The 21,574-nt window shown below is 74.2% G+C and carries 17 protein-coding genes and 1 pseudogene; 9 read left to right on the top strand and 9 right to left on the bottom strand.

Translation table 11 applies throughout. The features are described from left to right. Nucleotides 1–77: 77 nt before the first annotated feature. From ACFU5J_RS03215 to ACFU5J_RS03205, 3 genes and pseudogenes are all read right to left on the bottom strand, one after another. The gene (locus tag ACFU5J_RS03215) at nt 78–869 is read right to left on the bottom strand and encodes a hypothetical protein (RefSeq protein WP_430577803.1); all 792 of its coding nucleotides are present in this window, start codon (nt 867–869) and stop codon (nt 78–80) included. A gap of 281 nt (nt 870–1,150) precedes the next feature. Further along, a complete protein-coding gene (locus ACFU5J_RS03210) occupies nt 1,151–1,546 on the bottom strand; it encodes a PadR family transcriptional regulator (protein WP_430577802.1) in 396 nt (131 codons plus the stop codon). 149 nt (nt 1,547–1,695) lie between these two features. Then, nucleotides 1,696–2,542 (bottom strand): annotated as a pseudogene (locus tag ACFU5J_RS03205) (helix-turn-helix transcriptional regulator). A gap of 113 nt (nt 2,543–2,655) precedes the next feature. Here ACFU5J_RS03205 and ACFU5J_RS03200 point away from each other — a divergent pair. Then, nucleotides 2,656–3,423 (top strand): SDR family oxidoreductase, encoded by a 768-nt coding sequence (locus tag ACFU5J_RS03200; protein ID WP_430577801.1) that lies wholly within the window; start codon nt 2,656–2,658, stop codon nt 3,421–3,423. A 57-nt stretch (nt 3,424–3,480) separates the two neighbouring features. Here ACFU5J_RS03200 and ACFU5J_RS03195 read toward each other — a convergent pair whose 3' ends face one another. Further along, nucleotides 3,481–4,452 (bottom strand): SH3 domain-containing protein, encoded by a 972-nt coding sequence (locus tag ACFU5J_RS03195; protein WP_430577800.1) that lies wholly within the window; start codon nt 4,450–4,452, stop codon nt 3,481–3,483. A 157-nt stretch (nt 4,453–4,609) separates the two neighbouring features. Between ACFU5J_RS03195 and ACFU5J_RS03190 the strand changes: the two genes are divergently transcribed. From ACFU5J_RS03190 to ACFU5J_RS03160, 7 genes are all read left to right on the top strand, one after another. Beyond that, a complete protein-coding gene (locus tag ACFU5J_RS03190) occupies nt 4,610–6,217 on the top strand; it encodes a glycoside hydrolase family 10 protein (protein ID WP_430577799.1) in 1,608 nt (535 codons plus the stop codon). A gap of 249 nt (nt 6,218–6,466) precedes the next feature. Continuing rightward, nucleotides 6,467–7,798: an acetamidase/formamidase family protein gene (locus tag ACFU5J_RS03185; protein WP_430577798.1), complete on the top strand. Its 1,332-nt coding sequence runs from the start codon at nt 6,467–6,469 to the stop codon at nt 7,796–7,798. A 27-nt stretch (nt 7,799–7,825) separates the two neighbouring features. Beyond that, nucleotides 7,826–9,505: a phosphoglucomutase (alpha-D-glucose-1,6-bisphosphate-dependent) gene (gene pgm, locus ACFU5J_RS03180; RefSeq protein WP_430577797.1), complete on the top strand. Its 1,680-nt coding sequence runs from the start codon at nt 7,826–7,828 to the stop codon at nt 9,503–9,505. 11 nt (nt 9,506–9,516) lie between these two features. Beyond that, the gene (locus ACFU5J_RS03175; protein WP_430577796.1) at nt 9,517–10,362 is read left to right on the top strand and encodes an SDR family oxidoreductase; all 846 of its coding nucleotides are present in this window, start codon (nt 9,517–9,519) and stop codon (nt 10,360–10,362) included. Nucleotides 10,363–10,431: 69 nt separating this feature from the next. Next, nucleotides 10,432–10,896 carry a MarR family winged helix-turn-helix transcriptional regulator gene (locus tag ACFU5J_RS03170; protein WP_430573947.1) on the top strand — a complete coding sequence of 155 codons (465 nt, stop codon included), beginning with the start codon at nt 10,432–10,434 and terminating at the stop codon, nt 10,894–10,896. A gap of 82 nt (nt 10,897–10,978) precedes the next feature. Continuing rightward, entirely contained in the window at nt 10,979–13,477 is a 2,499-nt protein-coding gene (locus ACFU5J_RS03165; RefSeq protein WP_430577795.1) for an MFS transporter, read from the top strand. A gap of 8 nt (nt 13,478–13,485) precedes the next feature. Beyond that, on the top strand, nt 13,486–14,394 hold the full coding sequence (locus ACFU5J_RS03160; RefSeq protein ID WP_430577794.1) for a YceI family protein: 909 nt from the start codon (nt 13,486–13,488) through the stop codon (nt 14,392–14,394). Between the two features lie 19 nt (nt 14,395–14,413). Here ACFU5J_RS03160 and ACFU5J_RS03155 read toward each other — a convergent pair whose 3' ends face one another. From ACFU5J_RS03155 to ACFU5J_RS03145, 3 genes are all read right to left on the bottom strand, one after another. Then, nucleotides 14,414–15,430 (bottom strand): DUF1524 domain-containing protein, encoded by a 1,017-nt coding sequence (locus ACFU5J_RS03155; RefSeq protein WP_430577793.1) that lies wholly within the window; start codon nt 15,428–15,430, stop codon nt 14,414–14,416. Next, complete coding sequence (locus tag ACFU5J_RS03150; RefSeq protein ID WP_430577792.1) at nt 15,427–15,735, bottom strand: GNAT family N-acetyltransferase; 309 nt, start codon at nt 15,733–15,735, stop codon at nt 15,427–15,429. Before ACFU5J_RS03150 ends, ACFU5J_RS03155 begins: the two co-directional genes overlap by 4 nt. A gap of 68 nt (nt 15,736–15,803) precedes the next feature. Further along, nucleotides 15,804–16,475 (bottom strand): YitT family protein, encoded by a 672-nt coding sequence (locus ACFU5J_RS03145; protein WP_430577791.1) that lies wholly within the window; start codon nt 16,473–16,475, stop codon nt 15,804–15,806. Nucleotides 16,476–16,570: 95 nt separating this feature from the next. Here ACFU5J_RS03145 and ACFU5J_RS03140 point away from each other — a divergent pair, with 95 nt between their 5' ends. Continuing rightward, the gene (locus tag ACFU5J_RS03140; protein ID WP_430573941.1) at nt 16,571–17,872 is read left to right on the top strand and encodes an MFS transporter; all 1,302 of its coding nucleotides are present in this window, start codon (nt 16,571–16,573) and stop codon (nt 17,870–17,872) included. Between the two features lie 7 nt (nt 17,873–17,879). Here the strand turns inward: ACFU5J_RS03140 and ACFU5J_RS03135 are convergent, their stop codons facing one another. Then, nucleotides 17,880–19,193: an MFS transporter gene (locus ACFU5J_RS03135; RefSeq protein ID WP_430577790.1), complete on the bottom strand. Its 1,314-nt coding sequence runs from the start codon at nt 19,191–19,193 to the stop codon at nt 17,880–17,882. Between the two features lie 246 nt (nt 19,194–19,439). Next, nucleotides 19,440–21,368: a hypothetical protein gene (locus ACFU5J_RS03130; RefSeq protein WP_430577789.1), complete on the bottom strand. Its 1,929-nt coding sequence runs from the start codon at nt 21,366–21,368 to the stop codon at nt 19,440–19,442. Between the last annotated feature and the right edge of the window lie 206 nt (nt 21,369–21,574).

Raw genomic sequence — 21,574 nt, 5'->3', positions numbered from 1 at the left:
ACAGGCAGTTGGTCCCGGTATGAGCGCCGTCAGACGCTCATACCGGGACCAACTGCCTGTTCGGCGTCGGCGTTCGGTCAGGCTGCCGTCGGGCCTCCGGCGACCGGGACCGGCAGATCCGCCAGCCGGCGTCGCGCCTCCGCGAGCTCGTCGAGCCGGTTGACCACCCAGCGCGACGCGAGGGTCACGCCCAACGCCACCAGCAGGAGAACGACGATCTGGCCGAGGTCGATCCCGTAGAACGGGGCAGTCCTCGACCCGAAGACGCCGGCCCGGCCCACCCCGATCGCCGTCACCACCCCGGCCATCACCGGCACGGCCTGCCGCGCACGGGGGCGGGTCAGCAGGAGCGCACCGACGACAGCGAGGAGGACGAGCAGTGTGCGCGCGTCAAAATGGACGCCGAAGGGCACCGGGTCGACGAAGAACCAGTTGAGGCCGCCGGTGAGGCCGTGCAGGACGGTCACCAGGGGCGTCGCGACGGCGACCGCGCCGAGAAACAGGCCCAGCCTGATCAAGACAGACCACCGGAGCCCGTGAGCCCGGCGGCCGTGCTCGCGGACGACAACGGCGCACGCCGTCTGACCGACGACCCACCCGACGCCCGTATACACGGCCAACAGTTCGCCGCGTGCCACGAGGACACCGATGGCCGCCCACCCCAGCACGGCGCCCGACAAGATCACGACCGACGCGCTACCGAGCGCTCCGGTGACAAGGACCAGGGCCCCGACGCCCCAGACCACCCAGGACACGGCCAACGGAGCGGTCGCGAGCATGCCGTCGACTCCCGCGGACAGGCCACCGATCGCCGCGCCTGCCAGCCCGACGACCGCCCCGAGGCCGAGGAGCGGGATCAGCAGCGCCATCGTCCACCCGGTGGCGGCTCGTCGTTGGGCCGGCGTGGACCCGAGCGGTGCGAGCGCCCACTCCCGCGCGGCGGCGCGGAGCAGGTCGACGACGTCCGCCCGCGCAGGTCGCGACTGCCCGGGCGCGGCGGCGTCGAGCAGATGTCCGAGCATCTCCGCCTCGTGCGCGCGGCGGTAGGTGTACGGGAACAGGCGCAGGAGCCGCCGGTAGTCACGGACCAGCACGGGCGCGACCGCGCTCGGCTCCGACGCGCCGGGGACGTCGGGGACGTCGGGGACGCTCATGCCGGTACCTCCCCGAGCCCGCGCGGGACCGCGGTGCCGGAGCCTGCGGCGCGCGCGGAGGTGCGCCGGGCGAGCCGGTCGAGCGCCTGCCGTGCCTGCGCCTCGGCGCGCCGGGCCTCGGCGCCGAGCCGGGTGCCGCCCTCGGCGGTCAGGCGGTAGTAGCGGCGCAGCCGGGAGTCGACGACCTCCTCGTGGTCGACCTCGACCAGCCCGGCGGCGACGAGCCGGTCGATCGCGCCGTACAGGGTGCCGGCGCGCAGGGTGACGCGGCCGCCGGAGCTCTCCTCGACGTCCTTGGAGATGCCGTACCCGTGCGACGCGCCCTGGGCGAGGGCGGACAGGATGAGGAACGCGGGTTCCTGCAGGGGTCTGCTGACGGGCTTCGATGCCATGCCCGGGACCATACTCTCGTCGCGAAGGCATGCACCTCGACGCGCCGAGCAGGCCGACCTACACCTGGCCGAACAGGCACTTGACACCGTGATGGGTCCAACCTGGGGCCCATCACGGTGTCAACTGCCTGTTCGGCGTCGGTCCGGGCTCAGCGCGCCATCGCCTGCCGGCCGACGACGGCGAGCAGCGCGAGCTTCTCCTCCGCCTCGGAGCGGGGCGGGGCGGTGAGGACCAGCAGCGCCTGCGTCTGGTCCTCGGTGAACAGCACCTGGCAGTCCAGCTCGACGGGGCCGACCGCCGGGTGCACCAGGGTCTTGTGGTCCGCGAAGCGCTGGTGCACCTCGTGCCGGTCCCAGAGCTCGGCGAACTCGGGGCTGCGCCCGCGCAGCTCCCGCACGAGCTCCCCCGCCCGCGAGCGCGGGCCGAGCATCCCGTGCGCCGTGCGCCGCGCGCAGGGTGGAGACGAGCGAGCGGCCCTGCCGGTCGCGGTCGTCCTCGGGGTACAGGAGCCGCTCGTCCGGGTCGGTGAACCAGCGGTAGACGTCGCTGCGCGCCCAGCCGGTCAGCGCGGACCGGTCGCCGAGCAGCGCGACGGCGAGGTCGTTCGCCACCAGCGTCTCGCCGAGCGCGGACAGCACGAGGGCGGGGGTGTCGGACAGCCGGTCGAGCACGCGCAGCAGTGCGGGCGACACGTGCGACGACATCGTCACGCGGTCCGGCGCCCCGCGGCCGGCGACGCGGAACAGGTAGTCCCGCTCGTCGTCGGTGAGCCGCAGGGCCCGCGCGAGCGACGCCAGCATCTGCTCGCTGGGCTGCGGCCCGCGCTGCTGCTCGAGCCGCGTGTAGTAGTCCGCGGACATCGCCGCGAGCGCCGCGACCTCCTCCCGCCGCAGGCCGGCGGTGCGGCGTCGCGCGCCGGCGGGGAGGCCGACGTCGGCGGGCTGCACCGCGGCACGACGACGGCGGAGGAACTCGGCGAGGGCGGCACGGTCCATACGCCCATCGTCCGCCGCCACCGGCGGGACGACCAGACCGCAGCCAGGGACCGCCGGTCCCCCGATGACCGCTCCTCTCCCGCCCCGGCGGCGCACGACGCACGGTGGACGGCATGGACATCACCCGCAGCACCGTCTTCATCCCCGGCGCGACGAGCGGCATCGGCCTCGCCCTGGCCCTGCGCCTCCGGGCCCGCGGCAGCACCGTGATCGTGGGCGGCCGCCGCACCGCCCTGCTCGACGAGATCGTGGCCGCCCACCCCGGGATCGACGCCGTCCGTATCGACACGGCGGACCCCGCGAGCATCGAGGCGGCCCGGGACGAGGTGCTCGCCCGGCACCCGGACCTCGACGTCGTCGTCGCGATGGCGGGGATCATGGAGGCCGAGGACTGGACGTCGCCGGACTTCCTCGCCGTCGCCGAGCGGACCGTCGTCACCAACCTGCTCGGCCCGATCCGGCTCGCCGCGGCCTTCCTGCCGCACCTGCGCACGCGCCCGGGGGCGGGGGCCGCGTTCGTCACCGTCTCGTCGGGGCTGGCGCACGTGCCGCTCGCGGTGACGCCCACCTACAACGCGACCAAGGCGGCGGTCCACCGCCTCAGCGAGGGCATCCGGCTGCAGCTGGAGCCCGCGGGCGTGCAGGTGGTCGAGATCGTGCCCCCGGCGGTGCGGACGGCCCTCATGCCGGGGCAGGAGGACAGCCCGGTGGCGATGCCGCTCGACGCGTTCGCGGACGAGGTGGTCGAGCTGCTCGCGGCCCGCCCCGACGCCCACGAGGTCCTGGTCGAGGGCGTGAAGTTCCTGCGGTTCGCGGAGACGTCGGGCGCGTACGACGCGACGGTCGCGCGACTCAACGCCTCCGACCCGCACGCCGCCTGACCGACGCGCGTCGAACCCGCCGGGACCACCGTCCCGGCGGGCTCGACGACGGCCCGGTCAGGGCTCCTTCATGCCGAGGTACTTCGCCGCGACGAAGCCCTGCTTGCCGTCGACGTAGACCTTCACCCACCCGTCCGCGGTGGGCCAGATCTTCTTGACGGCCTTGCCCTTGTTCATGGACGTGAGGATCGCGGAGCTCGTGCTCGGCTTCGCCCGCAGGCGCAGGCCGTTCACCTGGACGTAGCGGGTGCCCAGCGAGGTGAGCCCGGGCGACACGTAGTCGGCGTGCATCCAGCCCGTCGTGCCGCTGTAGGTCACCTTGCGCCAAACGCCGGAGCTGGCGCCCGGCTTGGCGGTGAGCTTGCGGTTGACCTTGACCGTCTTGAGCACCCGGTAGCTCGTGCTGGGCCCGGAGCGCAGGTTCACGGTGGTGGTCGTCCAGTAGGTGCACGACGTCGGCACGACGCGCTTGGCGGCCCAGGACGCGCCCGCGGTGAGCGACGCCCCGTGGTTCTTCATCCAGGACAGGGGGTCCGAGGTCTTCCCGGAACCCTTGTACGCGCCCTTCCAGATCTCCAGGTGCAGGTGCGGCGCCGTGGACGTGCCCGAGCTCCCGACGTCGGCGATGTGCTGGCCGCGCTTCACGCTCTTGCCGGTCTTGACGTAGCGGTCCCCGTCGACGACGTGGCCGTAGACGGCGTAGACCTTGCCGCCGTCGACGCTCGACCGCACGACGACGACCTGCCCGAAGCCGGGCGCGGAGCCGGCCTTGACGACCGTCCCCGCCGCGACGGACTTGATGTCCGTGCCCCTGGACGCGCTCATGTCCTGGCCCAGGTGGTACGCCGACGCCGACTTGATCGGCATGCAGCGTGGACCGTAGTAGGACGAGAGCCCGTAGGACTTGTCGGGCAGCGGTCGGACGGCGGCGGACGCCGCCCCCGCTCCCGCCACCCCGGTCGTGAGCGCCAGGACAGCGGCGACCCCCGCCGTGATCCCGGTCGTGATGATGCGTCGCACCGTGCGCATGTCGGCCCCCTCAAGCCTCGGCATCGTTGCCCAGGTCGCACGGTAAGCACGCATCGTGGGGTGGCGCGCGCGGTGCGACATCCGCGACACTCGTCTTCATCGGTAACTCTGCGCGTGAAACTCTCTTACCTGACGCCCCTGACCCGGAGGACCTGCAATGACGCACCCGCCCGTCTCCCGCGCCGCCGCTCTCGACCGGCGCGGCTTCCTCACCCTCGCCGCCGCGGGGATCGCCGGCTCGACACTGTCGGTCACCGTCGGCTCGATGACCCCCGCCGGCGCCGCGGAGACCGCCGCCGGCGCGACGACCGCCCGCAAGCGCGAGCTGCGCGCGATGTGGATCTCGTCCGTCGTGAACATCGACTGGCCGTCGCGCACCGGCCTCGGCGCCGACGAGCTGAAGGCCGAGTACCGGCACTGGCTCGACGTCGCGGTGGCCATGAACCTCAACGCCGTCTTCGTCCAGGTGCGCCCGACGGCGGACGCCTTCTGGCCCAGCCCGTACGAGCCGTGGTCCCAGTACCTCACCGGCACGCAGGGCGGCGACCCCGGCTTCGACCCGCTGGGGTTCGCCGTCGAGGAGACGCACGCCCGCAACCTCGAGCTGCACGCCTGGTACAACCCGTACCGCGTGTCGATGCAGACGGACCCCACGAAGCTCGTCCCCACCCACCCCGCCCGGCAGCACCCCGACTGGGTGTGGCCGTTCGGCGGCAAGCTCTACTTCGACCCGGGCCTGCCGGAGGCGCGCGAGCACATCTACGCGGCGATCCTGCACAGCGTCGAGCACTACGACATCGACGGCGTGCACTTCGACGACTACTTCTACCCGTACCCCGTGGCCGGGCAGACCCTGCCCGACGCCGGCACGTACGCCGCGCACGGCGACGGCTTCGCGACCATCGAGGAGTGGCGACGGCACAACGTCGACACCTTCGTGCAGACGATCTCCGGGCGGATCAAGGAGCTCAAGCCCTGGGTCAAGTTCGGCATCAGCCCGTTCGGCATCTGGCGCAACAAGGCCACCGACCCCGCCGGCTCGGACACCGCCGGGTCGCAGAGCTACGACGGCCAGTTCGCCGACACGCGCAAGTGGGTGCTCGAGGGCTGGCTCGACTACATCAACCCGCAGATCTACTGGCAGTTCGGGCTCGCCGTCGCCGACTACCGCAAGCTCGTGCCGTGGTGGGCCGACGTCGCGGCGCGGTCCGGCACCCACCTGTACGTCGGCGAGGCGCTCTACAAGGTGACGTCGGGGGTGTTCACCGACCCGGCGGAGCTGTCGAACCACCTCACCTACTGCGCGGAGCTGGACGCGCAGGGCACGCCCGTGCACGGCAACGTCTACTTCTCGGCCGTGCACGTGCCGCAGGACCCGAAGGGCTCGATGTCCCGCGTCCGCGCGGACCACTACGCCCACCCCGCGCTGGTCCCCGCGATGGCGCACCTGCCCGCCACCCCGGTCCGCGTCCCCGTCCTCGCCGAGGCGTCGGCGAGGGCGGGCGGCGTGGCCCTGAAGTGGCTCGACACCGGCCCGCGCCGGACGGCGGCCACGTCGTTCGCCGTCTACCGCGCCGCCGGCCGGGGCGCCGCCGTCGACGTCGAGGACGCCCGCAACCTCGTGGCGACGGTGCGCTCGTCGGGGGGCGTCGAGCAGCACTTCACCGACACCACGGCCGCGCCGGGCGAGCGCTACACGTACGTCGTCACGGCCCTCGACCGGGTGTGGAACGAGTCGCGGCCCAGCCGCCCCCGCTCGGCCTGACCGAGGCCGTCCCGCCGCGTCGCCCGTTGGGGTATACCAAAGCGGGCGACGACGGTATGGTCAGCCGCAGGAGCCCCCCGCCCCCTCACCGGGCGGGGGGCTCCAGCCATGTCCGGCGCGGCGCCCGACCGCGCCCGGCCCGCGCCCCGTCCGACCGCTCACCTCGCCGACATGCCGCCCGAACACGGGCGAAACACGCGCTGCCTACCGTCGGGCCCACCCGCAGCCGGCACCCCAGGAGGAGCGCACATGCACGACGGACGAGACGCCGCACGGATCCTCACCACGGGGCTGGGCCGCCGCCGCTTCCTCCAGGCCGCGGCCGGGGTGGGCGCCGCGGTCGCCGTCGCGGGCGCCGCACCCGCCGCGGCCGCCGGGCGCGTCGCGCCGGCGACCTTCGGCGGGATCCTGCAGCCGGGCCAGGGCCGCATCCGCGGGGACCACTACCTGCGCTCCGACGTCGACGACGTCCTGTGGGGCTACGTGCCGTCCGTGCACGCGACGCCCGTCACCCGGATGCGCTCGGGCCGCACGATCACCATCGACTCGGTCTCGCACGAGGGCATCCTCGAGGACCAGGGACGCGACCCCGCCGCCTGGTTCGGGGAGCAGGGCGTGCGTCGGCGCGAGGTGCTGGACGACGCCGCCGCCATCGCCGCCGGCTACGACCGCACGCCGCGCGACTTCGACACCGACGGCCCGCACGTCATCACCGGCCCGGTGCACGTCGAGGGCGCCGAGCCCGGCGACGTGCTGAAGATCGAGACGCTCGACGTCGCCCCGCGCGTGCCGTACGGCGTCATCTCCTCCCGGCACGGCAAGGGCGCGCTCGCCCTGACCGGCGGCGGCGCGCCCGCGGGCATCACGCTCGACGAGGTCATGCCGCCCGTCGCGACGGACGGCCGCCCCTCCGGCGTCCCCACCGAGTACGGCAACGTGTCGCTGCTCGCGCGGGTCCAGGGCAAGCGCGCCGTCCTCGGCACGGGCCGCTCGCGGGTGTCGTTCCCGCTGCGCTGCTTCTTCGGCACGATGGGCGTCGCGTTCTCGGACAACGCCCGGCTCACCGCCCCCGAGGCCAACTCGATCCCGCCGACGCTGGGCGGCGGCAACATCGACATCAGCCACCTGGGCGCCGGGTCCACGTTCTACCTGCCCGTCCGCGCGCCGGGCGCCCTGTTCTACGTCGGCGACCCGCACATGGCGATGGGCGACGGCGAGGTCGCGCTCACCGCCATGGAGGGGTCGCTGCGCGGCACGTTCCGGCTCACCGTGTGCAAGAAGGGCACCGGGGACGCACCGTCCGTGGCGTACTCCTACCCCTTCGCGGAGACGGCCGAGGCGTGGATCCCGATCGGCCTGTCCGACCCGGACGGCTCCGTCGGCGGGCAGGGCACGGACCTCGACGTCGCGATGCGTCGCGCCGTCGTCAACGCCCTCGACTTCCTGGAGCACGACCGCGGGCTGGACCGCGCCGTCGCCTACGCCTACCTGTCCGCGGCCGCCGACTTCGCCGTCTCGCAGGTCGTGGACCGCACCGTCGGCGTCCACGGCGTGGTGCGCAAGGCGGACTTCCGGCGCTGACCCCCGCGCGAATGGCAGACTCGACACATGCACGAGCGCGCAGGGATGCCGGCCCAGGACAGCGACCTCATCGACGTCGACCAGGTGGTGGGTGCGTACTACGACCGCACGCCGGACCCGGCGGACCCTGGCCAGAAGGTGGTGTTCGGCACGTCCGGCCACCGCGGCTCCAGCCTGGACACGGCGTTCAACGAGGCGCACATCGCCGCGATCACGCAGGCGATCGTCGAGTACCGCGCCTCGCAGGGCACGGACGGCCCGCTGTTCATCGGCCGCGACACGCACGCGCTGTCGCTGCCGGCGTGGCAGACGGCGCTGGAGGTGCTGGCGGCCGCGGGCGTCACCGTCATGGTGGACGCGCGCGACTCGTTCACGCCCACGCCGGCGGTGTCGCAGTCGATCCTCATCCACAACGGCGCGACGACGGGCGACGGCGTGCGCACCACGGGCCCGGGGCTCGCGGACGGGATCGTCGTCACGCCGTCGCACAACCCGCCGCGCGACGGCGGCTTCAAGTACAACCCGCCGCACGGCGGCCCCGCCGGCTCCGAGGCCACGGGGTGGATCGCGGACCGCGCCAACGAGATCCTCCGCACCGGCGGGCTCGCGTCGGTGCGCCGCGTCTCGCTCGAGGACGCGCTCGGCGCCGACACCACCCACAAGCACGACTTCCTCACGACGTACGTCGACGACCTGCCGAACGTCGTCGACCTCGACGCGATCCGCACCGCCGGCGTGCGCATCGGCGCGGACCCGCTGGGCGGCGCGTCGGTGGAGTACTGGGGCGCGATCGGCGAGCGGTACGACCTCGACCTCACCGTGGTGAACCCGCAGGTGGACCCGCGCTGGTCGTTCATGACGCTCGACTGGGACGGCAAGATCCGCATGGACTGCAGCTCCCCGTACGCGATGGCGTCGCTGGTCGAGCGGATGAAGGACGACGCGCCGTTCGACGTCGCGACCGGCAACGACGCGGACTCCGACCGGCACGGCATCGTCACCCCCGACGCGGGGCTGATGAACCCGAACCACTACCTGGCCGTCGCCATCGAGTACCTGTACGGCGGCGCGCGCCCCGGCTGGCCCGGTGGCGCCGCGATCGGCAAGACGCTCGTGTCCTCCGCGCTCATCGACCGGGTCGCGTCCGGCCTGGGCCGGCGCCTGGTCGAGGTGCCCGTGGGCTTCAAGTGGTTCGTGCCCGGCCTGCTCGACGGCGACGTCGGGTTCGGCGGCGAGGAGTCGGCGGGGGCGTCGTTCCTGCGCCGCGACGGCCGCGTGTGGTCCACCGACAAGGACGGCCTGCTGCTGGCCCTGCTCGCCTCGGAGATCATCGCGACCACCGGCCGCACCCCGTCGGAGCACCACGCCGACCTCGTCGCCCGCCACGGCGAGTCCTGGTACGCCCGGGTCGACGCGCCGGCGTCGCGCGAGCAGAAGGCGAGCCTCGCGGCCCTCTCCCCCGACCAGGTCACCTCGACGACCCTCGCCGGGCAGGACATCACGGCGACGCTCACCGAGGCGCCCGGCAACGGCGCGAAGATCGGCGGCCTCAAGGTGACCACCGAGGACGCGTGGTTCGCGGCCCGCCCGTCGGGCACCGAGGACGTGTACAAGATCTACGCCGAGTCGTTCGTCTCGGCCGACCACCTCGCCGAGGTGCAGGCCGCCGCGAAGGAGCTGGTCGACGGCGCGCTCGGCGACGCCTGACCGGGCCCGCCGTGCCGGACCCGCGCACCTACGTCGTCACCGGCGCCGACTCCGGCCTGGGCCTGGCGGTCGCGGACCTGCTCGCCACGCGCGGGCGGGTGATCACCTGCGGGCTGGCCGACGGCGCGGACGTGCGCGCCGACCTCACGACGCCCACCGGTCGCGCCGACCTGGTCGAGCAGGTGCGGTCGCTCAGCGGCGGGCGGGTCAACGGCCTGGTCGCGGCCGCCGGGGCGGGCGCGCCCCGGGCCGAGACCGTCGCGCTGAACTACTTCGGGGCCACCGCCGTGCTGGAGGGGCTGCGCGGGTGCCTGGCCGCCTCGGACGCCCCCGCGGCCGTCGTCGTGTCCTCGTCGTCCACCCTGAACCGCGGCAGCGGCGCGCTCGTCCGCGCCTGCCGCGGCGGCGACGAGGCGCGCGCGCTGGCCGTGGCCGGACGCCTGGTCCGCACCGGGCGCGGGAGCCAGCTCTACCGGTCCAGCAAGGCCGCCCTGAACCTGTGGACCCGCGCCACGGCCGTGTCGCCGTCGTGGGCGCGCGCGGGCATCGTGCTCAACGCGGTGGCGCCGGGGATCGTCGCCACCGACGTCGGCACGCGCACCTGGGAGCGCGACCGGGTCCTGCTGGAGACGGCGCTCCCCCAGCCGCTCGGCGCGCCGGGGCCGGTGGAACCGGTCGCCGACCTGCTCGCCTTCCTGGTCTCGCGGGAGAACCGCTTCACGACCGGCCAGGTCGTCTACTGCGACGGGGGCACCGACGCCCTGACGCGCGGCGGACGCCCGCAGCGGGTGTACCTCCGGTACGGCGTCCGCGCGATGGCGACGATGTGGCGCGAGGCGCGCCGGACCACTCCCTGACATCAATTTGATTTCAGCAGGCAACCTTTTTATGTTTGCTCCCCGCAACCGAATGGGGAGTGGGCGAGAGTGTCCGAGCACGCGCGGTACGAAGAGCTCCAGCGACAGCTGCGGGCCGTCGGCGTCGTCAAGCGCACCATCGTGCGGAACCTGCCTCACGACTGCCCGGTCGGCCCGACCGCGGTGCTGTCGACGCTGCGCCGTCAGGGGCCGCTGCGCCTGACCGCGCTCGCCGACCAGCTGTGGATCGACCTGTCCGTCACCAGCCGGCACGTCTCCCACGCCGTCGAGCAGGGCTGGGTCGAGCGCACGCGCGACCCCGACGACCGACGGTCGTGGATCGTCAGCCTCACCCCGACCGGGCTACGGAAGCTCGACGAGATCTCCGCGCGCACGTCCCGCCTGTTCGCCGAGCGGATGGGCGACTGGGACGGCGAGGAGGTCGACCGGCTCGCCGGGCTCATGGCCCGCCTGCACGGCAGCTTCGCCGACTGCCCGACGGCCGCGCGCACCGCGGCCACGGCGCGGGCCTGACGGCCTGCCCCACCTCACGCAGCACCCCGCAGCACCCCCGCAGCACCCCGCAGCACCCCGCAGCACCCTCGAGAGGACCCCCATGACATCGACCACAGCGACGGCACCCGCGCACGCCAAGCGCGGCGGCCGCGCCGATCCCGGGACCGGTCTCGCGATGAGCCACCGGCAGATCATGGAGGCCCTGTCGGGCCTGCTGCTCGGCATGTTCGTGGCGATCCTGTCGTCCACGATCGTGTCCAACGCGCTGCCGGAGGTCATCGCCGAGATCGGTGGCGGGCAGTCCGCCTACACCTGGGTGGTCACCGCCTCCCTGCTGGCGACCACCGCCACCACCCCCCTGTGGGGCAAGCTGGCCGACCTGGTCAGCAAGAAGGTGCTGGTCCAGGTCGCGCTCGTGATCTTCGTCCTGTCGTCGGCGGCGGCCGGCCTCGCGCAGAGCCCGGAGTGGCTGATCACCTGCCGCGTGTTCCAGGGCATCGGCGGCGGCGGTCTGTCCGCCCTGGTCCAGATCGTCATGGCGACGATGATCGCGCCGCGGGAACGCGGCCGGTACTCCGGCTACATCGGCGCGACGTTCGCCGTCGCGACCGTGGGCGGGCCCCTGCTCGGCGGGGTCATCACCGACACCGACTGGCTCGGCTGGCGCTGGACCTTCTACGTGGGCGTGCCGTTCGCCGTCATCGCGATCATCATGCTGCAGAAGACCCTGCACCTGCCGGTCGTCAAGCGCGACAACGTGAAGATCGACTGGGGCGGCGCCTTCCTCTCGACCGCCGCCGTGTGCCTCCTGCTCCTGTGGGTCACGTTCGCGGGCGACAAGTACGAGTGGAGCTCGTGGCAGACGTACGCGATGGTCGGCGGTGCCGTCGTCCTCGTCGCGCTCTTCGTGCTGGTCGAGTCCAAGGCCGCCATGCCGATCATCCCCATGCGACTGTTCCGCAACCCCACGATCGCGCTCTCGTCCGCCGCGTCGCTGTTCGTGGGCGTCGCGATGTTCGCCGGCACCATCTTCTTCAGCCAGTACTTCCAGCTGGCGCGCGACCAGACGCCGACGATGGCGGGCGTCATGACGATCCCGATGATCGCCGGGCTCTTCGTCTCCTCGACGGTCTCCGGTCAGATCATCACCCGCACGGGCCGGTGGAAGGGCTGGCTCGTCTCCGGCGGCCTGCTCATGACCGCCGGGCTGGGGCTGCTCGGCACCATCCGCTACGACACCGAGTACTGGCACGTCGCCGCCTTCATGGCCTGCATGGGCCTCGGCGTCGGCATGATGATGCAGAACCTCGTGCTGTGCACGCAGAACCAGGTGGCCCCCTCCGACCTGGGCTCCGCGAGCTCCGTGATCTCGTTCTTCCGCTCCCTCGGTGGCGCGATCGGCGTCTCCGCACTGGGTGCCGTCATGGCGAACCGCATCTCCGGGTACGTCACCGACGGCCTCGCCGAGCTCGGCCCGGAGGGCGCCAGGCTGGCCCAGGGCGCCGGGTCCTCCGGCGACATCCCCGACATGGACGCGGTGCCCGAGCCGCTGCGCGGCATCCTGGAGAGCGCCTACGGGCACGGCATCGCCGACATCTTCCTCATCGCCGCGTGCGCCGCGTTCGTCGCCTTCCTGCTCGTGTCCTTCATCAAGGAGGTCCCCCTGCAGACCAAGGGGGCGATGGAGCAGTCCGCCGCCGAGGCCGGCCCCGCCGTCATGGAGCCCGAGGAGGCCTACGCGCCGGAGCTCGTCGCGGTCGGCGCCGAGCCCACGGCGCGCCGCGGCGCTCCGGCGGCGGACGTCCTGCCCGCCGGCGACGGCGGCCCGGGCGGCCTCCCGAACGGCGTCTCCGTGCGCGGCCTGGTCCGCGGGGCGGAGGGCGCTCCGCTGCCGCAGGCGGCGATCACGCTCATCTCGCTGGGCGGCAGCCAGCTCGGCCTGGCCATCGCCCGGTCCGACGGCGCGTACGCCGTCGACGCCCCCGGCGCCGGGACGTACGTGCTCATCGCCTCCGCCGACGGCTTCCAGCCGCAGGCGTCGACGATCGTCGTCGGCTCGGCCCCGCTGACCCACGACGTGCTGCTCAGCGGCACGAGCGGCCTGCGCGGCGTCGTGCGCGGCGCGGACCGGCAGCCCGTCGCGGGCGCGCTGGTGCTGGTCACCGACGTGCGCGGCGACCTGCAGGCGAGCGTCACCACGACCGAGGATGGCACGTTCGCGCTCGAGGAGCTCGTGCCGGGACCCGTCACCGTGGCGGTCAACGCCGCCGGGTTCCGCCCCCGGGCGCTGCCCGTCGAGGTCGGCGCCACCGGCGTCACCCGCGTCGACGTGGAGCTCGCGGCGGGCGCCCGCGTGACCGGCGTCGTGCGCGCCCCGCACGGCCCCCTCGCCGACGCCCGCGTCACGCTCGTCGACGCGGCGGGCAACGTCGCGGGCACCGCCACGACCGGGCCGGACGGCGCCTACGCGTTCGCCGACCTCGACGGCGGGGAGTACACCGTGATCGCGACGGGCTACCCGCCGGCGGCGACGGCGCTGAGCCTCGCCGGCGCGGGCGTCGACGGCCACGACGTCTCGCTCGCCCACCCGGCCGAGTGAGCGAGCCGGTGAGCGAGCAGGTGAGCGAGCAGGTGAGCGAGCAGGTGAGCGAGCAGGTGAGCGAGCAGGTGAGCGAGCAGGTGAGCGAGCAGGTGAACGGGACGCTGACCGCGACGGTCCGGACGCGCGACGGGTGGGCCGTGCCGCACGCCGTCGTCACGCTGACGGACGCCGCCGGTGGCCAGGTGCTGCGGGCCGACGCGGACGACGACGGCACGGTCCGCGGCGACGCGGCGCTCCCGCCCGGTGCGTACGTCGCGATCGTCACGGCCGTGGGCTACGCGCCCGCCGCGACGTCGACGATCGTCACCGCGGCGGGGCGGGCCGCCGTCGGCACGGTGACCCTGGCCAGGCAGGGCGGCACGGAGCTGCCGCCCCCGGGCCCGTGGACCATCGACCCGGCGCACTCGTCGGTGACGGCCGTCGCCCAGCACCTGGGCATCTCCAGCGTGCGCGGGCGGTTCACGGAGCTCGCCGGCCGCATCGACGTCGCCCCCGGCGACGTCTCCCGCTCGGGCGTGGCGGCCGTGATCGCGGCGGCGTCGATCGACACCGGCAACGCCTACCGCGACGGGCACCTGCGGTCCCCGGACTTCCTCGACGTGGAGCGGTACGAGCACATCACGTACCGCTCCACCGGGCTGACGCCCGTGGCGGACGGCCGCTGGACCGTGCACGGCGAGCTCACCCTGCACGGCCGGGCGCACCCGGTGGACCTCGACCTGACCTACCTGGGCACCGGGGCCGACGCCCAGGGGGTGGTGCGCGCGGCGTTCCGCGCCACCACCGAGCTGCGCCGGGACGCGTTCGCCATCCGGTACAACGAGGTGGCCGCGGCCGGCGTCGCCATCGTCGGGACGACCCTCAAGGTCGAGCTGGAGATCCAGGCGGCGCAGGGCGACTCCCTGCCCGGCTGACCGTCCCGCGTCCCGGGCGCTACTGGCAGCCGACGCCGTCCCCGTCGCGGTCCAGCTTCGAGGAGTAGCCCGGGTCGCCGCGGTGCACCGGCGCCGCCCCGGCGGCCCGCGCCTCGGTGCAGTTGGCGAACGGAGCCCGGTCCTCGACGGCATCGTCGGTACCGGCGTCGTCCGTACCGGCGTCGTCGGACGCGGTGCCGTCCCCGGAGGCGTCGACCCGCGGCGCCTGGCCGCCGGAGGGCAGGGGCTCCTCGGGGCAGCGCGCGAGCACCTTCTCGACGGCGTCGTGCTCGGCCTGCGTGACCCACAGCGCGTACGCCTGCTTCACGGCCACCTGCCGCGCCACGTACTGGCAGCGGAAGGCCTTGCTCGGCGGCAGCCACGTCGCGGCGTCGCCGTCGCCCTTGCCCGCGTTGGTGGGGCCGTCGGCCGCGAGCAGGTTGAGCGGGTCGTTCGCGAGGCGCCGGCGCACGTCGCCGTCGAGCTGCTGCGCGCCCTTCTGCCACGCGTCCGACAGCGCGACGACGTGGTCGATCTGCACCGCGGTCGACGTGGTCTGCCCGCGGCGGAAGTCGATGGTCCGGCCCGTGTAGGGGTCGGCCAGGACGCCGCTCAGCACGATGCAGTCGTGGGTGTCGGGGTCGGTGACGGTGCGGCGCAGGTCGCGCGCCAGGATGTCGTTGCGGGTGTCGCAGCCGTTGTGGTCGACGTCGGCCCAGGCCGGGCCGAACTGGTCGCGCGAGTAGCCGGTCTTGGGCGCGCGGCCCTTCACCGGGAGCGTCTCGAGCGCGGCGAGGGCCGTGCCGGAGGCCGCGGGCGCGGTGCCGGCGGGCGCCGGCTGGGACGTGGCCGCGGGCTCGTCGACGTCCGCGCCGCCGAGGCCGGTCGCGGCCGGGTCGAGGCCGCCGGCGCACGCGCCGAGCAGGAGCGCGACGGACGCACCCAGCGCGGCGATCCCGCCGCGCGTCGTCGAGGACCGGCGCGTCGAAGCCCGTCGCGTCGAGGACCGACGCGACGGGGAGGTCCCGGCCCTCACCGGGCGGGGTGCGCGAGCAGGTCGGCGTGCTCGGGGTGGCGCTGCACGTAGGCCTTGACGAACGGGCACAGCGGCACGATCTTCTCGCCCGCCTCCCGCACCTGGGCGAGCGCGCCCTCCGCGAGCTGCGACCCGATCCCCTGTCCCTCGAACGCCGGGTCGACCTCCGTGTGCGTGAAGACCACCACGCCGTCGGTCCGCTCGTAGTAGGCGCCGCCGGCGGTGCGGCCGTCCTCGAGCCGGGCGAGGAAGACCTGCTGGTCGCGGTCGTCGACCACGGTCACGTGGGTCAGGGAGTCGGTCATGGCCCCCATCCTGGCCGGTCGGACCGACATCCGTCGCATCCCTCGCCGGACGCGGCGGGCGACGCCCCTCAGCGGGGCCGGGCCTCCCGCGGACCGCCGTCGGGCAGGAGGCGGTGCAGCAGCGGCTTGTTGACCCGCTCGTTGAAGAAGTCGATGAGCGGGCCGGCGAAGAACGCCGTCATCACCGTGCCCACGCCGACCGGCCCGCCGAACGCGATCGCCAGCCCGACGAACGCCAGGTCCTGGATCACCCGGACCACGCGGTAGCGCGCGCGGGTGCGGTCGACGACCATCGGCGCGATCGCGTCGTACGGCGCCGTGCCGATGCCCGCCGTCATGTACGCCGACGCCCCGGCGGTGAACAGCACGATCCCGACCACGAACAGTGCCGCCTGCAGCAGCAGGCCCGGCGGGTCGGGCAGCACGGGGCCGAGCAGCGCGCTGAACCACTGCACGAAGAACCCGACCATCACCATGTTGATGACGGTCCCCAGCCCCACGTAGTGCCGCCCCCAGACCAGGACCGGCACGAGGAGCACCGCGTTCACGGCGAGCTGGTACGGCCCGAGCCCGACGCCGAGGCGCGCGCTGACACCGATGTTCGCCGACGTGAACGGGTCGACCCCGACGTGCGCCCCGAGCAGCACCGCCGACCCGAGGGCGAGGAGCGCGACGCCGCCGAGCGCCCAGGCGGCACGCGGGGCGAGGTACGCCGCCTCGGCCCGCGCTCTCGTGGTCATGCTCGGCACGGTAGGCGCCGGAGCGTGCCGGCGCGAGACGGAGGACACTCCGTGACGACGCTGCCGGCGAGGTCGGGGAGTGGGAGAATCCGGCGGTGACCTTGCCCGTCCCCGAGAGCTCCGACGCGGCGTCGGGGACCCGGAACCGCAACCCCTACCTCGACGTCCTGCGCGTGCCCGGCGCCACCCGCTTCTCGGCCGCCGGCGTCATCGCGCGCCTCCCCATGTCGATGGTCGGCATCAGCACCGTGCTCATGGTGCAGACGCTGTACGGCTCCTACGCGATGGCGGGCCGCGTCTCCGCGGTCCTCGTCGTGGCGCAGGCGATCGTGTCGCCGCAGATCGCGCGCGTCGTCGACCGGCGCGGGCAGGCCCGCGTCATGACGCCGCTGCTGGTCGCGACCACGATCGGCCTGCTCGGCCTGGTCCTGGCCGCCGTGGCGGGCGCGCCGGAGTGGGTGCTGTGGGTGCTGGCCGCCGTCGGCGGCGCGTCGCAGGGCTCGTACGGGTCGCTCGTGCGGGCGCGCTGGTCCCGCGCCCTGGACGACCCGCGGCGCCTGCACACCGCGTACTCGCTGGAGGCCGCGCTCGACGAGCTGGTGTTCATCGTCGGGCCGGTCGTCGCGACGGTCCTCGCGACGACGGTCGCCCCCGCGGGCGGGCTGCTCGTGGCGGCGGTCGTGGGCGGCGGGGGCGCGGCGTGGTTCCTCAGCCAGCGCGCCACGGAGCCGCCCGCGGGTCGGGTCGCCGTCCCGGCGGACGGCGAGCACCTGGGGACGGTCGCGCACCCGGACGCCGTCGCCCTCGACCACCGCTCCGCGATCCGGATGGCGGGCATGCCCGTGCTGGCCGTCGTCTTCGTCGCGATGGGCGTCATGTTCGGCTCGAGCGACGTGGCGACGGTCGCGTTCGCCGAGGAGCAGGGCGTCAAGGGGATGGCCGGGCTGGTGCTGGCGTGCTTCGCGCTCGGCTCGATGATCTCCGGCCTGGCGTACGGGGCGCGGCACTGGGTCTCGCCGCTGTCCACGCGGTTCACGGTCGGCGCCTGCGCGATCGCCGTCGGCGTCTCGATGTTCTTCCTCGTGCACCACATCGCCGTGCTGGCCGTGGTGATGTTCGTGACCGGGTTCGCCATCGCGCCCACGCTCGTCAACGGGAACGCGCTGGTGCAGGCCCTGGTCGCGCCGCACCAGCTCACCGAGGGCCTCACCTGGGTGGGCACGTCGCTCGGCGTCGGCGTCTCGCTGGGGTCGTGGCTGGCCGGCGTCGCGATCGACGCCGTGGACTCGCACGCCGGCTTCCTCGTCACGATGTCGGGCGGCTGGCTCTGCGCCATCCTCGCCGTCGTCGCGCTGCCGGGCATGCGACGACGGCGGCCCTACACCGCGACGGTCTGACCGCCGGTCACGGCTCCGGGTGGTGCGCGTCGTACCGCCAGAACCGCGGCTGCAGGCGCACGACCAGCCACAGCACGACGAGGCACGCCAGCCCGCCGACGACGGCCGCCCAGCCCTCGCCGAACCACGTGGCCTCCGTGCCGAGCACCATCTCGCCGAGCCGCGGGCCGCCCGCGACCACCACGATGAACACGCCCTGCAGGCGCCCGCGCATGTGGTCGGGGGTCGCCGTCTGCAGGATCGACTGGCGGAACACCGACGAGATCGCGTCGGACCCGCCCGCGAGCAGCAGCGCCACCCCGGCCAGCACGACGGCGCCCCACAGCACCCCGTCGGGTGAGCCGGGGCCGACGACGACGAGCACCGCGCCGAACAGCGCGACGCACACGCCCCACGACGTGATCGCCCAGACGATGACCCGGCCCTGCCACCGCACGCGCACCAACGCGCCGGAGAACACGCTCGCGAGGATGCCGCCCACCGCGAACCCGGCGGCGAGGACGCCCGTCGTCGTCGCCCCGCCGCCCAGGTACAGCGCGCCCGCCGCCGGCCACAGCACGCGGGGGAAGGCGAGCACCATCGCGGCCAGGTCGACGACGAACGTCGTGCGGACGTTCGGCCGCGTCGCGAGGTAGCGCAGCCCGTCGAGCACCGAGCCCAGCCCGACCACCCGGCGGCGGGGCGGCGCGCCCGCGCCGCCGGCCCCGTCGTCCAGGGCCTGCTCCGGCGGCACCGCCGGCAGCCGCCACACCGCCCACAGCGCCGCCGTGAACAGCAGCGCGTCCAGCGTGTACGCGATGCCGTAGCCGCCCCAGCCCACCAGCGTGGCGCCGATGAGCGGGCCGCCCGTGAGCGCCACGTTCATCGACAGGGTCTGCAGCGCGTTGGCCGCGGGCATGAGCTGCGGCTCCAGCAGCCGCGGCACGATCGACGTGCGCGCCGGGTTGTTGATGGCGAACGCCGCCGACTGGAGCGCCACCAGCCCGTACAAAAGGTTGACCGACCCGACGTCGAGCCACGCCTGCGCCGCGATGGCCGCCGTCACCAGCCACAGCACCGACGACGCGAGCAGCGACACCCGGCGCCGGTCGTAGTGGTCCACCAGGGCCCCGCCGTACAGGCCGAGCGCCACCAGCGGCACCAGGGCCGCGATGCCGAGCGTGCCCACGGCCAGCGTGCTGCCCGTGAGCGCGTAGACCTGCAGGCCCACCGCCACCACCGTGACCTGCGTGCCGATGTTCGACACGCCCAGCCCCCACCACAGCCGCCGGAACGCCGGAGAGACGCGCAACGGCGTGAGGTCGGCGATCAGTCGGGGCACGGTCATCCAGGGTAGGCGCGTTCCGTGGGCAGCCCCGGGCAGGTCTGCCGGTCGACACCGGTGATCCTCCGCCCGGGGCCGCCCACGTGCCCCCTGGTCGCCGACATGTCGCGGACGCGGCCCAGCCCCCTGCGCCGTGCTGCGCCCGCGCCGACCCCAGCCGGGGCGGAGCTGCCACGGGACACTCCCCAGTGATCCCCCGTGACAGCGCCGCCCCGTCCGGAGCCGGTGTCGGCTCCGGTGGGGTCAGCGGTGCGCGACCGCGACCGCCGTCCGACGACGCACCTGCAGCGCGCCGCCCGCCAGCATCAGCAGCAGGGCCAGGCCCAGCAGCCGCAGGTCGGCACCCGTCGTCGGCAGCGCGGCACCCGTGCCCGCCGCCGACGCCTGCACCAGACCGTCCGCCGTCAGCACGCCGTCCGACGCGCCCGCCGCGGCGACCGGACCACCCAGCGGGGTGGTCGAGCCGTCGCCCGACCCGTCGGTGCCGTCCGTGCCGTCGCCAGGGTTGGTGCCGTCGGTGCCGTCACCGGGGTTGTCGGTGCCGTCACCGGGGTCGGTCGGGTCCGTCGGGTCCGTCGGGTCCGTCGGGTCCGTCGGGTCCGTCGGGTCCGTCGGGTCCGTGGGATCCGTGGGATCCGTGGGATCCGTGGGATCCGTGGGATCCGTGGGATCCGTCGGGTCGACGGCCGTCGCGCCGTCCTCGAGGACGTCGTCCACGAGGCCGTCCTCCGCGAGGAGGTCGTCGGTGACCGCGCCGAGGTCGCCCTCGAGCAGGTCGTTGGCGGTGTCGTTGACGTCCTCGACCACGTGCTCGACGAGCTCGTCGGTCACGCCCTCCTGGGGCTCGTCGGCGCCGATGACGTCGTCCACGACGCCGTCCTCACCGGCGATCCCGTCGACCGTGTCCTCGACGAGGTCGCCGGTCCCCAACAGGTCGTCCACCCCACCGGTGGAGTCCACGACGTCGTTCAGCACCGGGTCGAGACCCTGGTCCTCCAGCACGTCGTCGACCAGACCGTCCTCCGCGGTCAGGTCGTCCACGACGCCCGGCAGGTCTCCGGCCGTCACCGAGTCCAGCGTCGAGTCGAGGTCGTCCACCACGGCCTCCACGAGGCCGTCCGTGACGCCGTCCTGCGGCTCGTCGGCACCCACGACGTCGTCCACGACACCGTCCTCACCGAGCACGCCGCCCACGGTGTCCTGCACCGCGGAGCCCGTCCCCAGCAGGTCGTCCACCGCACCGGTGGAGTCCACGACGTCGTTGAGCACCGGGTCGAGACCCTGGTCCTCCAGCACGTCGTCGACCAGACCGTCCTCCGCGGTCACGCCGTCGACCACCCCGTCGAGGTCACCCTCGGTCAGGTCGCCGACGGTCTGCCCCGCGTCGTCCAGCACGGCGTCGACCAGACCGTCGGTCACGCCGCCCTGCGGCGCGTCCGGCCCGACGACGTCGTCCACGACGCCGTCGTCACCGAGCACGCCGTCCACGGTGTCCTGCACCAGCGTGCCGGTGCCCGCCGTGTCGTCGACCGTGCCCGCCAGGTCCGAGACCTGACCGACCACGTCGTCCACCGCGGTGTCGACGCCGCCGTCCTCGAGCACGTCGTCCACCAGGGCGCCGTCGGCCACGACGCCGTCGACCACGCCCGGCAGGTCGCCGGCCGTCACCGAGTCCAGCGTCGAGTCGACGTCGTCCACCACGGCCTCCACGAGACCGTCCGTGACGCCGTCCTGCGGCTCGTCGGTGCCCAGGACGTCGTCCAGGACGCCGTCCTCACCGGCGATCCCGCCGACCGTGTCCTGCACCAGCGAGCCGGTGCCCAGCAGGTCGTCGACCGTGCCGGTCGAGTCCACGACGTCGGTCAGCACCGGGTCGAGACCCTGGTCCTCCAGCACGTCGTCGACCAGGCCGCCCTCCGCGGTCAGGTCGTCCACGACGCCCGGCAGGTCGCCGGCCGCCAGCGAACCGAGGGTCGAGTCGACGTCGGCGACGACCGCGTCGACCAGGCCGTCCGTGACGCCGGCGCTGGCCTCGTCAGGGCCGAGGACGTCGTACACGAGCCCGTCAGGACCGGCCAGCGAGTCCACCGTGGACCGCAGCAGCGTCGGGGTCCCCAGCAGGTCGTCCACGGCACCGACGGTGTCCGCCACGGTGGCGACCAGCTCGTCCACCGTGCCGTCCAGCCCCGGCAGCGCGCCGGTCAGGTCACCGAGACCGCCGGTGCCGAGGTCACCGAGGTCACCGAGGTCACCGAGGTCACCGAGGTCACCCAGACCACCAAGGTCACCCAGACCACCAAGGTCACCCAGACCACCAAGGTCACCCAGACCACCAAGGTCACCCAGACCACCAAGGTCACCCAGACCACCAAGGTCAC

Origin of the sequence: Isoptericola sp. NPDC057559 (genome assembly GCF_042801555.1) — a bacterium.
Taxonomy (GTDB): Bacteria; Actinomycetota; Actinomycetes; order Actinomycetales; family Cellulomonadaceae; genus Isoptericola.
Note: the sequence above shows the minus strand (reverse complement) of the source record. Positions and strands in the feature narration are given on the sequence as shown.